At 70.8% G+C, this 13,262-nt stretch carries 13 protein-coding genes and 1 pseudogene; 9 read left to right on the top strand and 5 right to left on the bottom strand.

All coding sequences use genetic code 11. The features are described from left to right. Positions 1-30: 30 nt before the first annotated feature. Complete coding sequence (locus LDL49_RS34350) at positions 31-915, bottom strand: SDR family oxidoreductase (RefSeq protein WP_225297395.1); 885 nt, start codon at positions 913-915, stop codon at positions 31-33. Positions 916-1,030: 115 nt separating this feature from the next. On the opposite strand from LDL49_RS34350, the gene LDL49_RS34345 reads away from it, so the two are divergent. The 3 genes and pseudogenes from LDL49_RS34345 to LDL49_RS34335 all read left to right on the top strand — a co-directional run bounded on the left by LDL49_RS34345 (position 1,031) and on the right by LDL49_RS34335 (position 3,530). After that, complete coding sequence (locus tag LDL49_RS34345; RefSeq protein WP_225297394.1) at positions 1,031-1,912, top strand: LysR family transcriptional regulator; 882 nt, start codon at positions 1,031-1,033, stop codon at positions 1,910-1,912. A gap of 406 nt (positions 1,913-2,318) precedes the next feature. Further along, the gene (locus LDL49_RS34340; protein WP_225297393.1) at positions 2,319-3,212 is read left to right on the top strand and encodes a sensor histidine kinase; all 894 of its coding nucleotides are present in this window, start codon (positions 2,319-2,321) and stop codon (positions 3,210-3,212) included. Beyond that, positions 3,209-3,530 (top strand): annotated as a pseudogene (locus LDL49_RS34335) (response regulator transcription factor). Before LDL49_RS34340 ends, LDL49_RS34335 begins: the two are co-directional and overlap by 4 nt. A gap of 30 nt (positions 3,531-3,560) precedes the next feature. Here the strand turns inward: LDL49_RS34335 and LDL49_RS34330 are convergent. The 3 genes from LDL49_RS34330 to LDL49_RS34320 all read right to left on the bottom strand — a co-directional run bounded on the left by LDL49_RS34330 (position 3,561) and on the right by LDL49_RS34320 (position 6,784). Then, complete coding sequence (locus LDL49_RS34330; RefSeq protein ID WP_225297392.1) at positions 3,561-5,366, bottom strand: caspase family protein; 1,806 nt, start codon at positions 5,364-5,366, stop codon at positions 3,561-3,563. Beyond that, positions 5,363-5,764 carry a hypothetical protein gene (locus LDL49_RS34325; RefSeq protein ID WP_225297391.1) on the bottom strand — a complete coding sequence of 134 codons (402 nt, stop codon included), beginning with the start codon at positions 5,762-5,764 and terminating at the stop codon, positions 5,363-5,365. The genes LDL49_RS34330 and LDL49_RS34325 overlap by 4 nt, the downstream gene beginning before the upstream one ends. A 147-nt stretch (positions 5,765-5,911) precedes the next feature. Beyond that, entirely contained in the window at positions 5,912-6,784 is an 873-nt protein-coding gene (locus LDL49_RS34320) for an aldo/keto reductase family oxidoreductase (protein ID WP_225297390.1), read from the bottom strand. Between the two features lie 130 nt (positions 6,785-6,914). Here LDL49_RS34320 and LDL49_RS34315 point away from each other — a divergent pair, with 130 nt between their 5' ends. The 6 genes from LDL49_RS34315 to LDL49_RS34290 all read left to right on the top strand — a co-directional run bounded on the left by LDL49_RS34315 (position 6,915) and on the right by LDL49_RS34290 (position 12,509). Then, positions 6,915-7,358, top strand: a complete 444-nt coding sequence (locus tag LDL49_RS34315; RefSeq protein ID WP_225297389.1) for a winged helix-turn-helix transcriptional regulator — start codon at positions 6,915-6,917, stop codon at positions 7,356-7,358. A gap of 142 nt (positions 7,359-7,500) precedes the next feature. Further along, positions 7,501-8,616 (top strand): sensor histidine kinase, encoded by a 1,116-nt coding sequence (locus tag LDL49_RS34310; protein ID WP_225297388.1) that lies wholly within the window; start codon positions 7,501-7,503, stop codon positions 8,614-8,616. A gap of 4 nt (positions 8,617-8,620) precedes the next feature. Next, positions 8,621-9,283 carry a response regulator gene (locus LDL49_RS34305; protein ID WP_225297387.1) on the top strand — a complete coding sequence of 221 codons (663 nt, stop codon included), beginning with the start codon at positions 8,621-8,623 and terminating at the stop codon, positions 9,281-9,283. A gap of 190 nt (positions 9,284-9,473) precedes the next feature. Further along, complete coding sequence (locus LDL49_RS34300) at positions 9,474-10,913, top strand: nitrilase-related carbon-nitrogen hydrolase (protein ID WP_225297386.1); 1,440 nt, start codon at positions 9,474-9,476, stop codon at positions 10,911-10,913. A gap of 304 nt (positions 10,914-11,217) precedes the next feature. Beyond that, positions 11,218-11,913 carry a CBS domain-containing protein gene (locus LDL49_RS34295; protein ID WP_225297384.1) on the top strand — a complete coding sequence of 232 codons (696 nt, stop codon included), beginning with the start codon at positions 11,218-11,220 and terminating at the stop codon, positions 11,911-11,913. Then, positions 11,853-12,509 (top strand): helix-turn-helix domain-containing protein, encoded by a 657-nt coding sequence (locus LDL49_RS34290; protein ID WP_225297382.1) that lies wholly within the window; start codon positions 11,853-11,855, stop codon positions 12,507-12,509. Before LDL49_RS34295 ends, LDL49_RS34290 begins: the two co-directional genes overlap by 61 nt. A 27-nt stretch (positions 12,510-12,536) precedes the next feature. Here the strand turns inward: LDL49_RS34290 and LDL49_RS34285 are convergent, their stop codons facing one another. Beyond that, positions 12,537-13,262, bottom strand: coding sequence for an SDR family NAD(P)-dependent oxidoreductase (locus LDL49_RS34285; protein ID WP_225297380.1), 726 nt, complete (start codon positions 13,260-13,262; stop codon positions 12,537-12,539).

The following is a 13,262-nucleotide window of genomic DNA, read 5'->3' as shown; positions in this document are numbered from 1 at the left end:
CTGCCCAGTTCCTGACCAAAACGCGCGGGCTCAGCCCGTGAAGTAGTGCCCCGCCTCCAGGTCGGTGATGAGCCCGGGCCAGCCGGGACGCCAGTCCAGCAGCTTCTGGGTCAGGGTGGAGGAGGCCGGCATGTCCAGCGTGAGGAAGGCGGCCAGCCAGCCGAAGTGCTCGCCCGCCTCCCGCTCGGTGATCGCGGTCACGGGCACGCCGAGCCGGCGCCTGATGACGCCGGCGATGTCGCGTACCGGCACGCCCTCCTCGGCGACCGCGTGCAGCCGCGCACCAGCGGGAGCCTCCTCCAAGGCCAGCCGGTACAGGGGGGCGGCGTCCAGCCGGTGCACGCTCGCCAAGCGGTGGCCGCCGTCGCCCACGTACGCGGAGACGCCCTTCGCGCGGGCAATGCCGATCGCGGTGGCGACGAACCCCGGGTCGCCCTCCCCATGCACCAGCGGCAGCCGCAACACCGAGGCCCGCACGCCGCGCTCCACGAACGACAGCGCCACCTGCTCGGCGGCCCCCCGGGGCGAATGCGTCCCCGGCTCGTCCTCCTCGGTGCCGACGCGGCCGGGCGGGAGCAGGCCGGTGCCCGAGGTGATCACGAACGGCCGGCCGGACCCCGCCAGCGCCTCGCCGAGCGCCGCGATGGCCCGCCGGTCGGTCTGGTTGGCGGCCTCGAAGTTCGCGAAGTCGTGCACGAAGGCCAGGTGGATGACGCCGTCCGCAGCGGCGGCCCCGTCGCGCAGGCCGGCGAGGTCGTCGAGCGAGCCGGGACGGGGCTCGGCCCCCGCGGCCCGCAACGCGGCGGCGGCCTCGTCGGTACGGGCCAGGCCGGCCACCTGGTGCCCGGCCTCGATGAGCTCACGAACGACGGCGGAACCCACGAAACCCGTGGCGCCGGTGACGAAAACCCGCATGATGATCTCCTTCTTGAGCGGTGTTCCCATCGTCGGAGCCGGCGCCGTACGGCGTCCAAAGCCTGTTCCTCATCGCGCGATACGTTTCAGGCATCACCGCAGTAGGCTGCGGGTTATGCCCGACTCGCCCGACCTCGATCTGCGGCTCGTGCGCTACTTCACGGCCGTCGCCGAGCACCGGCATTTCGGCCGCGCCGCCGAGGCCCTGCACATCACCCAGCCGTCGCTGAGCCGGCAGATCCGCGGCCTCGAGCGGCAACTGGGCGCCCGCCTGCTCGACCGTAGCCCGCAGGGCACGCGGCTCACCGAGGCGGGCGAGATCTTCCTGCCCCGCGCCAAGACGCTGCTGCGCTCGGCCGCCCAGGCGGCGGCGCAGACCCGTGCCGCCGCTCGGCCCAGCCGGGTCACGATCGGGTACACGGCCGGCCTCATCATCACGCCGGCCGTGCGCGAGCTGCGCCGCCTGCATCCGGACGCCGATGTACGCACCTCACACGTGGCCTGGAACGAGCCGCGCTCCGCCCTGCTCGACCACCGTGTGGACGCGGTGGTGACCCGGATGCCGGTCGCGACCGACGGGCTCGACGTGACGATCCTGTACGACGAGCCGCGCATGCTGCTGGTCTCGCGCGACCACCGCCTGGCCGGCAGGGAGTCCGTGACGCTGGACGACATCGCCGACGAGCCGCTCCCCCGGCTGGCCGACCCGGACCCGGCCTGGGAGGCGTACTGGCGCATCGACCCCAGGCCCGACGGCCGCCCGGCCCCCGGCGGCCCGCTCATCGCCAGCATCGAGGACAAGTTCGAGCCGATCGCCGCCGGGGAGGCGGTGGCCATCGCGGCCGGCCCGATCTTCGTCAACCTCCGCCCGGACCTCACCTCGATCCCCCTGGAGGGCGTCGAGCCGAGTCACGTCATGCTGGCGACCCGGGCCGGCGACCGCAACCGCCTGGTGGCGGCGTTCCGCAGGTCCGCCAAGGCGCTGCTCACCGGCTAGTGGGCAGGTCTGGGGTCGTCGGAGGAGCCGGCGGGGGCGGGATCCGATGGTGCTCCGCTCGACGACGAACAGGTAGTACGTGCCACCGGTCTGGATGTCGACGGTGAAGGCGAGCCGCGGTGGTGCTCCCGCCGCGGAGCTCCCGTTGACCTTCTGCGTCGGGCCGGCCTTGAACAACGCCTCGGCCCGGGCCGCCGAGGTCGCCAGCCACTGCGCCTTCGCGTCGGCGTCGGCCGGCGGGACGACCTGGAGACCGTTACGAGCCAGCGCCCAGCCGTGCGTGCCGTTGTTGCTGTCGGCCGCGTTGGCGGAAGTGCTCTGCTCCAGCGCGTCGGCCGCATCGAAGACGACCGAACCGTTCCGCTCCAGATAGGCGCCGACCGGCGCCCCCGCGGCCCTGCCCACCGTGACGGGCCTGCTCGCGTACGTGCCGGTGTGGTGGATCGGCATGAACTGGATGGCCATGGGCATCTTCGCCCTCGCCTCGACGGTGATGCTGCTGCGCCCGCGGACGGCGTTGCCGGTGTGCGCCGCGCTCATGATGGTCCCCGTGACGTTCGAGTCGGAGTCGGTCGCGGGCGGCTCGATCCCGCAGATCATCACCATGATGATCTACGCCGTGGTCGTCCCGCCCCTGTTCGCCGCCGCGCTGGTCGGCGGCGCCCGGCTGGTCCGGCTGGTGACCGAGCTGTACGCCACCCGCACCGAACTGGCCGCCACGGCGCTCGGCGAGGAACGCGTCCGGGTCTCGCGCGACCTGCACGACCTGCTCGGCCAGAGCCTGTCGGCGATCTCGCTCAAGGGTGACCTGGCCCTGCGGCTGCTGGCCAAAGACGCCGCCACCGCCCGCGGCGAGGTCGGGAGCCTGACCGGGGTGGCGCGCGACGCGCTGCGGGATGTACGCGCGATCGCCCGCGACGAGCACGCCGTGTCGCTCCGTACCGAGATCGAGGGCGCCGCGGCCCTGCTCGGCGCCGCCGGGGTGGACACCGAGCTCGACGTGGCCGACCTGCCGCCGCTGCCCGGCGCCGCGCAGAACGCCCTGGCGTGGGCGATCCGCGAGGGCACCACCAATCTGCTGCGCCACAGCGAGGCCCAGACCTGCGCCATCACGCTGTCCCGGCACAACGGGACAGTACGGTTGGAGATCGTCAACGACGGTGTGCGGGACGTCGCGGCCCCCGGCTCGGGGCTGGCGGGGGTGGGCGAGCGGGCCCGCGCCGTGTCCGGCACCTTCGCCACCGCCCTCCGGAACGGCCGGTTCCGGCTGTCCGTCGAGGTACCCGAGGGAACCCTGTGATCCGCGTACTCATCGCCGAGGACATGCACATGATCAGGTCCGCCCTGGTCGCGCTGCTGTCGCTGGAGGACGACATGGAGGTCGTCGCCGAGATCGAGCGCGGGGACGAGGTGCTGGCCGCCGCGCTGCGGGTACGCCCCGACGTCGCGGTGCTCGACATCGACATGCCGGGCCTGGACGGGCATTACCACCGCCGAGATCGCCGTCCATCTGTCGCAGGCCACCGTGCGCAACTACCTGTCCAACGCGATCAGCAAGGTCGGGGGCCGCAACCGCATCGACGCCATCCGCATCTCCCGCGACGCGGGCTGGCTCTGACCGCGTTCGAGCCGTCCGCCCACGGGTCATTCACTTGCCGATGATTTGGATCAACACGGCCAGCAAGGTGAGGGGGAACGCCGCCCAGGAATAAGCGATCACCATCCTGTTGAGATGCCGGCCGCCATGACGGTGACCGGAGGTGGAGATCGCGTCGTTCGACACGGTAGCCAGCTTGCGCGCTCGGCCGGCCAGGAGAAGCCCGGCCATCCCTCCGAGAAGGACCTTGCCCATCTCCGCCAGTGATGTCCATATGGGGGCCATGCTGCGCTTGAGGCGGTCCGGGTCGAAGTCCTCCGCGGCCTCCCAGACGGCTTGCACGTTCAGGTCGAAGACCTCGACGACCTTCAGAGCGAACCAGACCAGGAGTGCCGCGGAAGCCGTGGCGGCGCATACCGCCCAGATCGCCTTCGAATCGGCCGGCGGGTTCTTCTCCGATGCCGCGGGCGGTGTTGCTCCCACTGCGGCCATGGGCCGGACAGCCTGCGGCTCCCGCGGCGCCGCTGACATGTCCGGAGGCGGCTGCCGCTGCGTCGGCACGACCGGCACCGACCGTTTCGGCGGTATCCGCTGCGGAGGCCCGCCCGCCGGCGTGACCTCGGCGTGGACCTGGACGATCTCCTCTTTGACAGGATCTTTCAAGATGACGTTCCCCTGGATGACGCCCTGACGGGAGGTGTCCAGCGATACCTGCAGTCCCAGGTCGCTGTGCTGGACGTGGATCCGGTCCTCGGTCGCCTGGAAGGCGCAGGCGCGAGCGAGCGGCGGGCCGAGCAGTTCCACGGTCCGGCTCGGCATCGAGTTCTGGGCCACCTGGCCGAAGTCCAACCGGTGCTCGACCGGGTGAACAGTGGCATCGCGCAGTGCCGCGCGTGCGGTCTCCGCCACGTGCGCGATGTCGTTGTGGGCCATCTCCTGCAGCGCGTCCCGGGCTCCGGCCGCGGTAGGGAGATCGTCGCTGATGAGCCGTGTCCGCAGTTCGGCGATCGCACCTTGCCGGGTGTAGATGTTCGCATCGGTCATGGCGGCACGCAGGCCGGGCGGGACGGGTCGCGGCTTGATCCGGCACCGGCTGCTGTGGGCGAGGTACAGCTCGCCCCGCAGGTCGAAGCTGCGGCTGGGGGTCTGGTTCGGGTTCTGGTCGCGTACCCGGTCGAAGACGTATTCGTAGAGCTCGTCGAGGGAGACCTCGCCGTCCTCGTCGCGGTCGGCGTCTCCGCTGGTGAGGCCCTCCACGAGGGCGCTGGTGAAGACCGACGGCCGGGGATCGCACCCTCCGGAGAGCCGGTCGCCCTCGAAGGCGTACTCCATCGAGGTGGAGGCGGTGATGACGGCCTGGCCGCAGCCACCGCGTCCCGGCCGCTGCGTGGGGAAGCTGTCGAGTACGTTGACGTCTCCGGCCGCACGGACCGCCGCGCCTTCGGTGAAGGCTCCGCCGTAGCAGCAGTCCAAGAGCAGCACGACGCTCTTGGATCGGGTGTTGCGCATGCAGCGCCGAACGAAGTCCGCCGGGACCGCGGTGGAGCCGAGCCTGTTGGGGAGCGTGTTGCTGGCGGCGAAGAACAACTCTCCAGAGTCGCTTTTCAGCCCGTGGCAGGAGAAGTGCAGCACCAAGAGATCGTCCGGCTTGGTGTCCTGGAAGAAATCCTCAAGACGGATCTGGATCAGGTGGGCTGGTTCATTGTGGACCACCTGCACGTCGAAGGCACCGATTTCCGGGTCGCCCAGTACCTGGCCGAGTGCCTTGGCGTCCTCCACCGGTGAGCGGAGCCGACCGAGCGAGGGATTCTCGTACTGGTCATTGGCGATGATCAGGGCCTTGCGTTTGCCCGTCACGGCCGGTCTCCTGTGGTGGTGTGCCGGGCGATGAAGAGGTCGACGAGGATCGCCTGATCGGCCTCCGTCGCATCGGAAAGCTCGAGGGCGTCGCCATCAAGCTCCATCCGCACCGCTCGGCTGGTCCCGTCCCGGCGGGTCAGCCAGTTACGGACGGTAAAGGTGATCGCCTGGAGCGCTGGGGCCGACTGGCTCAGGCTGACGACGAGCCCGCCGATCATGTCGGCGTCGAGCGCCCGTGTTCCAGGCGGGGTCGCACCGGCCCGCACGGGTGTCACGTCTTCCACGTCGAGTTCGAGCAACTCCCGGCGCAGGGACCCGGTCAGCCGGGCCAGGCGTTCCGGTTCGGCCTCCTGCTCAGCCAGATAGATATATAGCTCGCCTCCCATCAGTCTCATCCCCCTTCTTCAGGTGGCGTGACCTACAGGCGATATGCCCTTTTTGTCACTTTACTCCTGTGTGTCCGGTCGCTCACTGAACCGGTGGACCACCGTCCCGGCCCGCCACCGCGTACAACGGGCCGGGACGATCAACCGGCATTGCCGCTAGCGGCCGATCTTGTCCAGCTCGGCGAGGTCCTCGTCGGAGAGCGGGACTCCCGCGCCGGCGACGTTCTCGCGCAGGTGCGCCGACGACGAGGTGCCGGGAATGAGCAGGATGTTCGGCGATCGCCGCAGCAGCCAGGCCAGGGCGACAGACATCGGCGTCGTGTCCAACCGGGTGGCCACGGCCGAGAGCGCCGAGGACTGGAGTGGGCTGAAGCCGCCGAGGGGGAAGAAGGGCACGTAGGCGATGCCCTCATCGGCGAGCGTGTCGATCAGCCCGTCGTCTTGGCGGTAGGCGAGGTTGTACATGTTCTGCACGCACACGATCGGCGCGATCGCCCGTGCCTCGGCGACCTGTTCGGCGGTCGCGTTGCTCACTCCGAGGTGCCGGATCAGGCCCTGCCGCTGGAGTTCGGCGAGCGTCTCGAACGGCTCGGCGAGCGAGCCGGGCTGGGGTCCCTCGGCGTTGCCGAGCCGGAGGTTGACCAGGTCGAGCACCTCGAGGCCGAGGGTCTCCAGGTTCTCGTGGACGGAGCGGCGCAGGTCTTCGGGCTGCCGGGCCGGGGGCCAGCCACCCTGCTGGTCCCGGATCGCGCCGACCTTGGTCACGATGTGCAGCGATTCGGCGTACGGGTGCAGCGCTTCACGGATCAGCTGGTTGGTGACACGCGGCCCGTAGGCGTCGCTGGTGTCGATGTGGGTGATTCCGAGGCCGACGACCTCGCGGAGGACGGCGAGCGCGCCGCGGCGATCGGCAGGCGGACCCATGACGCCGGGGCCGGCGAGCTGCATGGCGCCGTAGCCGAATCGGGTGACGGTCAGGTCGCCCAGGGTCCAGGTGCCGCCGGGGAGCGAAGTGGAGAGCGTGCTCACGCCTCTGCCTTTCGTGTTGAGCGGGGTGGTGGTGCCGAACGGCTCCTTGTATAAATATGGGAGATAACTTCCCGATGGGAAGTAGGCACCTCAGAGTGCGTAAGTCGCCCACGGGTACGAGGAGCGGTCGATGACAACCATGACGGCGGCCCAGAAGAAGGCACAGGCCAAGGCGGAATATGACGCTTTCGTCGCGGCATGTCCTAGCCGCAAGCTGCTCGACCGGATCTCCGACAAGTGGGTCACGCTGATCCTGGCCGCGCTGGGCAGCGACGGCTCGCATCAGCTCGGCACCCACTGCGCCGGTGAGTCCAGGTCGATGCGCTACTCGGAGCTGTCGCGCCTGCTCGCCGGCGTCAGCCAGAAGATGCTCACGCAGACGCTGCGCTCCCTGGAGCGCGACGGTCTCGTCACCCGCACCGTGACGCCGACAGTGCCCGTCACGGTCACCTACGAGCTGACCGACCTCGGTCTCTCCCTGCACCAACTGATGCGCGGCCTCAAGAGCTGGGCCGAGACGCACATGGACGACGTACTCGCCAACCGCGCCACCTACGACACCCACGCCACCTGAACCGGGACCGCGCCGGCAGGAAAACCACGCCTCCGCGATGCGGCGCGCCCTCCTACGTACCGCCTTTCACTCCTGAGAGTGAAGGGCGCTATCCGTCGTGGGAGGGATGCGCCGGGCGGCTTGGATCCCGATACTGGGCGAGATGCCCGGACTTATTGAGCGGCTGCGCACCCGGTTGACGGACGTGCCGCCACGAGTGGTCGACGTCGCGATCACGGTCGCCGTGTCGGCGGCCACCGTCGGTCCCGCGCTCGTCCCCTCCTCGCAGCCGTGGTGGGTGGTGGCGCTGGCCGTGCTGGCCTCGGTGCCGGTGCTGTGGCGGCGCAGGGCACCGCTCGTGGTGACCTGCGTGGTCGGGCTGGCGATGACGGCGCTGGTGATGTGGGAGAAGCCGATGCTGCCGTACGGGCCGCTGGTGGGCACCTACACCATCGCCGCGCTGAGCCCGCCGCTGCTGCGGCTGGCGGCCGTTCCGGTCATCGGCGCAGGGGTGTCCGTCTCGCTCGCCCTGCCGCAGGAGGGACTGGACTCCTATCGCGTGGTGGGTACGGCGTTCGTCGCCGCGTACGCGCTGGGCACCAGCGCCCGCGCCCGCCGCGCCCGGGCCGCCGAGCTGGCCGAACGGGCGCTGCGGCTGGAGCGGGAGCGAGCCATCGCCGCGGCTCACGAGCGGGCGCGCATCGCCCGGGACATGCATGACATCCTCACTCACTCGGTCGGCCTCATCGTCGTCCAGGCCGAGGCCGGGCCGCTGATGCTCCGCTCTGATCCCGTACGCGCGCAGGCCGCCTTCGACACGATCGCCGACACCGGCCGGGGCGCGATCGCCCAGCTGCGGACCCTGCTCGGCACCATGCGCTCGGGCCAGGCCGGTCACCGGGAGCCGCAACCCGGGCTCGCGGCCCTGCCGGAGCTTCTCGAGCGGACCGGCCGTTCCGGGCTGCGGGTGACCTTGACCAGCGACGGCGTGCCGCGGCCGATCCCCGTCGAGGTCGACGTCGCGGCGTACCGGATCGTGCAGGAGGCGCTGACGAACGTGCTGCGCCACGCGGACGCGCGCTCCGCGCGGGTGCGGCTGCGCTGGGCATCGGGCGTGCTGGCGGTCGAGGTGGCCGACGACGGCAAGGGCGCCGACGGCGCCGCCGAGGGACATGGCCTGATCGGGATGCGCGAACGGGCCGCCGCCTGCGGGGGGACGCTGCGCGCCGGCCGGGGAGAGAAAGGCTTCGTCGTGGCGGCCTCGCTCCCGGTTGGATAGGCGTATGATCCGCGTGCTCGTGGCCGACGACCAGGACCTGTTCCGCGCCGGCTTCGCCATGATCCTTGACGCCCAGGCCGACATCACCGTCATCGGCGAGGCGGCCGACGGCGCCGAGGCCGTTCGGGCAGCCACCGAGCTGCGCCCGGACGTCGTGCTGATGGACGTCCGGATGCCCGGCATGGGCGGGATCGAGGCGACCGAGCGGATCTGCGCGACGACGTCCGCCAAGGTGCTGGTGCTGACCATGTTCGATCTGGACGAGTACGTCTACGACGCGCTACGCGCGGGGGCCGGCGGTTTCCTGCTGAAGGACATCCGGCGCGACGAACTGGCCGCGGCGGTGCGCGTGGTGGCGGCGGGCGAGTCACTGCTGGCGCCGACGGTGACCAGACGCCTGATCGAGGATCTGGTCCTCCGGCCGGGCCATGGGGTGGCGCCCCGGCTGGCCGCCCGCCTCGCCGAGCTGACCAGCCGTGAGGCCGAGACGCTGCGGCTGGTGGCACGGGGGCTGTCCAACGCGGAGATCGCCGGCGAGATGGTCCTCAGCGAGTACACCGTCAAGAGCCACGTCAGCAGGATCCTGACGAAACTGGGGCTGCGCGATCGGGTTCAGGCGGTCGTGTTCGCCTACGAGTCGGGACTCATCGTCGCCGGCGACGCCTGAGCGGTCCCGGAGGGGGCGTAAAGCGTCCGTGGCCTGAGTGCCCTGAGCGGTCCCGGAGGGAGCGTGAGACGTCCGCGTGGCCTGAGTGCGTCCGTGAGAGGGAGCGCGGAGTTCACTCTCGCCGCCGATGTGGGCGCGGGACGCCGGTGTGGAGTATCGAGGCAGTTTCCCTGGTGAAGGAGTCTGCTCGATGAGATCCCCACGATGGTGGTTGATCGCCGCGGCGGTGCTGTCTGCCACGCTGTTCTTGTTCGGTACCGGCTTACGGCCGGTGCCATGGTGTACGTGGATCGCGCCGATCCCGGTCCTTGCCCTTGCGCCGCGCTGCTCAGCACGTGCGGCGTTGGCCGCCGCGTCCATCGCTTGGCTCGGCGGCCAGACCCCCATGTGGGGATATTTCCTGAACACGGTGCAGATCCCGCCGGCCTTGGTCGTGCTCCTGCTCGTCGGCTCGGCGCTGCTGTTCGGTCTGGTGGTGATCGCCTACCGGGGCCTGGCGGTAGGCGGACACCCGCTGATGGCCGTCGGCGTCGTCCCGGCCGCGTGGGTCGTCATCGAGTACGCGCTGTCGCTGATCACGCCGAACGGCGCCTGGTGGAGCCTGGCCTATACCCAGGCCGACGTCCTTCCCGTCATCCAGATCGCCTCGGCCACCGGACCATGGGGCGTGACGTTCGTGCTGATGGGCGTCGCAGCCACCGCCGCCACCCTGCTGAGGCCCGGTGCGGCCGGTCGGGTGAGGATCGCCGTGGTCGCCGCGACGGTCGCGGCCCTGGTGACGGGCTACGGGTGGTGGCAGCTACGACCGGCCGAGGCCGGGGCGGCGGTCAAGGTGGCGCTGCTGGCCACCGACCGATCGGTCGACCCGGTGGCGGTGACCGACCCCGAGGGGCGCGACCTGCTGGCCGGTTACGTGAGCCGCATCCCGGCCCTGGCCGGGCGCGGGGCCGACGTCGTCGTTCTTCCCGAGAAGGCGTTCCGGGTGGATGACGCGGACCTGTCGCTGCTCGCCGGACCGCTGTCCCGGCTCGCCTCCGGCCACCACATCGACATCGTCGCGGGGCTGGTCCTCGCGAGGGACGGGCGCGAGTACAACGCGGCCATCGACTTCCCCGCCGATGGCGGACGGCCCGTCGAGTACGTCAAACGCCACCTCGTCCCCGGACTGGAGAGCGATTTCGAGGCCGGTCAGGCGCAGGCGTTCGTGCCCGGATCCGGCCGGCGATGGGCGATCGCGATCTGCTTCGATCTCGACTTCCCCGGCCTGGTCCGCGACTATCGGCGCGACGGGGCGAGCGCGCTGTTCGTACCCGCCTGGGACTTCGGTGACGACGCGTGGCTGCACAGCCGCATGGCGATCACGCGCGGCATCGAGAACGGCCTCGCGGTGGCCCGGGCGGCCCGGCAGGGCGCCTTGACCGTGAGCGACCCGCACGGCCGCCTCCTGGCCGAGGCGCGCACCACCGGCACGTCCTTCGTGTCGGTGACCGCGGACCTGCCGGATCATGCGGTGCCGACTCTGTACACCAGGCTCGGCGACTGGTTCGCATGGATCTGCGCCCTCCTGCTGGTCTCGATATTCGCCTCCGGGGCATTCCTGCGCCCCTCCCCCGCTCCACGCGGACGTTGACGTGAGGTTGACCTGTCGCGGTCCCACCGCGGCCTCCTGCTCTGCATGCTCCCGATGCTGTGCCGTACGAGTGACGACCATGACAGCACCTCCGACGGTGATGACCCCAGCGCATCACGTCAGCAAGGCCGCCCGGCAGGGTCGAAGGTCCCGCCCCGTTAGAGGCATCGCCCCTGAGGCGCACGCCCCGCGCTCCGCCCGCACTGACCAACGACCGTCGCCGTCAGGACTTACGGCCCTACCAGCCGCACCACCGCGGAGCTGTGCTGAAGGTACGAGAGCAGCAGACGAGAAGGGCTGAGCCGTGAAGCGCAGGACCGTCGCCGACGTGATGACCGCCAAGGTCGTCACCGTTACGGCGAAGACCCCGTTCAAGGACATCGCCGAGACCCTGATCGCCGGCGGCATCAGCGCCGTCCCGGTGGTCGACGACGACGGCCACGTCGTCGGCATGGTGTCGGAGGCCGACCTGCTGCGCAAGGAGGAGTTCCGCGAGCAGTTCTACCGCGAGGGCTACCAGCCGCCGCTGCGCGCCCGGCTGCGCCACCCCAAAGGCAGGCAGAAAGCCGCCGGTGACATCGCCGCCGAGGTGCGCGAGGACATCCTCGACCGAGGGCTGTGGGTGGACACCTCCGGTGTCGTCGTCCAGGTACGCCAGGGCGTGGTGACGCTGAGCGGCCGGATGGACCGCAAGACCGAGACCGCGATCGCCGTACGGATGACCGGCCGCGTCAACGGCGTGGTCGACGTCATCGACGAGCTCACCTGGAAGCACGACGACTCCACGTGGGAGGCCCAGGTAGCCATGCTCGTGCGCGAGGCGCTGTGCACGCTGGGCGACGGCCGTTTCGCCACGCTTCCGCGGACATCAGCTCTTCATCGAGGCCGATCAGTGGCGAGACCGACTTTTCCTTCACCAGGTGGCAAGGAGAAACCATCATGGCAAGCACCGGCGACCTCGGACGTCGCATCACCTATCACCGCGTGCGACTCGGTCTGACCCTCGACCAGGTCGCCGAGCGTGCGGAGATGTCACCCGGCTACCTCCAATACCTGGAGGAACGCCCCGGCACACCCACCGCGGAGACCATGTACCGCCTGGCCGGAGCCTTGGAGACCACCGTGGACGACCTCCTCGGCGGCGGCGTCGATCGGCCGCCGGGCCGCGGCCGCGCCCACGCGGCTCCGACGCTGGAGAGCCTGGACCCCGAAGAATGCCTCAAGCTGATCGAGCCCGGCGGCATCGGACGGGTGGCCTTCAGCGGCTCCCACGGCCCGACCGTGCTGCCCGTCAACTACAAACTGCACCACGGCTTCATCGTCTTCCGCACCGCGTCGAGCGGTCCCATGGACCAGGATCTGCGCACGGGCGCGGAAGGCGTGGAGATCAAGGTCGGGTTCGAAGTGGACCGGATCGACGAGGCCCAGCGCGAGGGATGGAGCGTCCTCATCCAGGGCCCCGCGCACCACATATCCCCCGACGAACTGCCGGAGGTCACCGATTCCGGCGTCACCCCGTGGGCGGGCGGCGAGCGGCACCTTTACCTCCGCATCGTCCCGCACCAGATCACGGGCCGCCGCCTCCATCACCTTTGACGGTCATGCTCCAGGGAGCCCGGCGGCTCACAGTGACGCGCCGCCGCACATCACGAGGTGCTGGCCGGTGACCGAGCCTCCTTCCGGGCCGAGGAGGAAGGCCGTCAGCCCCGCCACCTCCTCGGGCCGGATGAACCGGCCCAGGGGCGGAACCCGTGGCGGGGTGGCGGCACGTCCGGGATCCCGCAGCATGGGGGTGTCGGTCGGCCCGGGGGCGACCACGTTGACGGTGATGCCACGCGGAGCCAGTTCCATGGCCCAGGAACGGGACAGGCCCGCGAGCGCGGCCTTGGTCGCCGCGTACTGGCTCTTGCCCGCCGCGCCCGCCATCGTGCGGCTTCCGATCAGCACGACGCGGCCACCGGGGCGGATCGCCCCGGCGAGGGCGTTCACCAGAACGGTCGCCGCCTCGACGTGGACCCGCCACATGAGGGCGCCGTCCTGTGCCGACAGACCTCCGAGCGGCGCGGAGCGCTGCACGCCGGCCGCGTGGACGACGGCGTCGACGGCGCCCACCGAGGCCGAGGTGCCGGCCAGCTGGTCGAGGTCGGTCAGATCGGCCTCGATCCACGAGTAGGCCGACGTTTCCTGCTCGCACTCAGGAGGCCGGGTGCGGCTCATCCCGGTGACTCTCCAGCCCTCGGAGAGCAGGCGCGCGGCGATGGCCTGACCGATGCCGGAGCTGGCCCCGGTCACCACCGCGTGGGGTGGCTCGTCCGCGCTCTGTCCGGCCTCGGGCGCGTGCGTCGACAC

The organism is Nonomuraea aurantiaca, assembly GCF_020215705.1.
In the GTDB taxonomy this organism is placed as follows: Bacteria; Actinomycetota; Actinomycetes; order Streptosporangiales; family Streptosporangiaceae; genus Nonomuraea; species Nonomuraea aurantiaca.
This window is presented reverse-complemented; position numbering and strand designations above follow the sequence as displayed.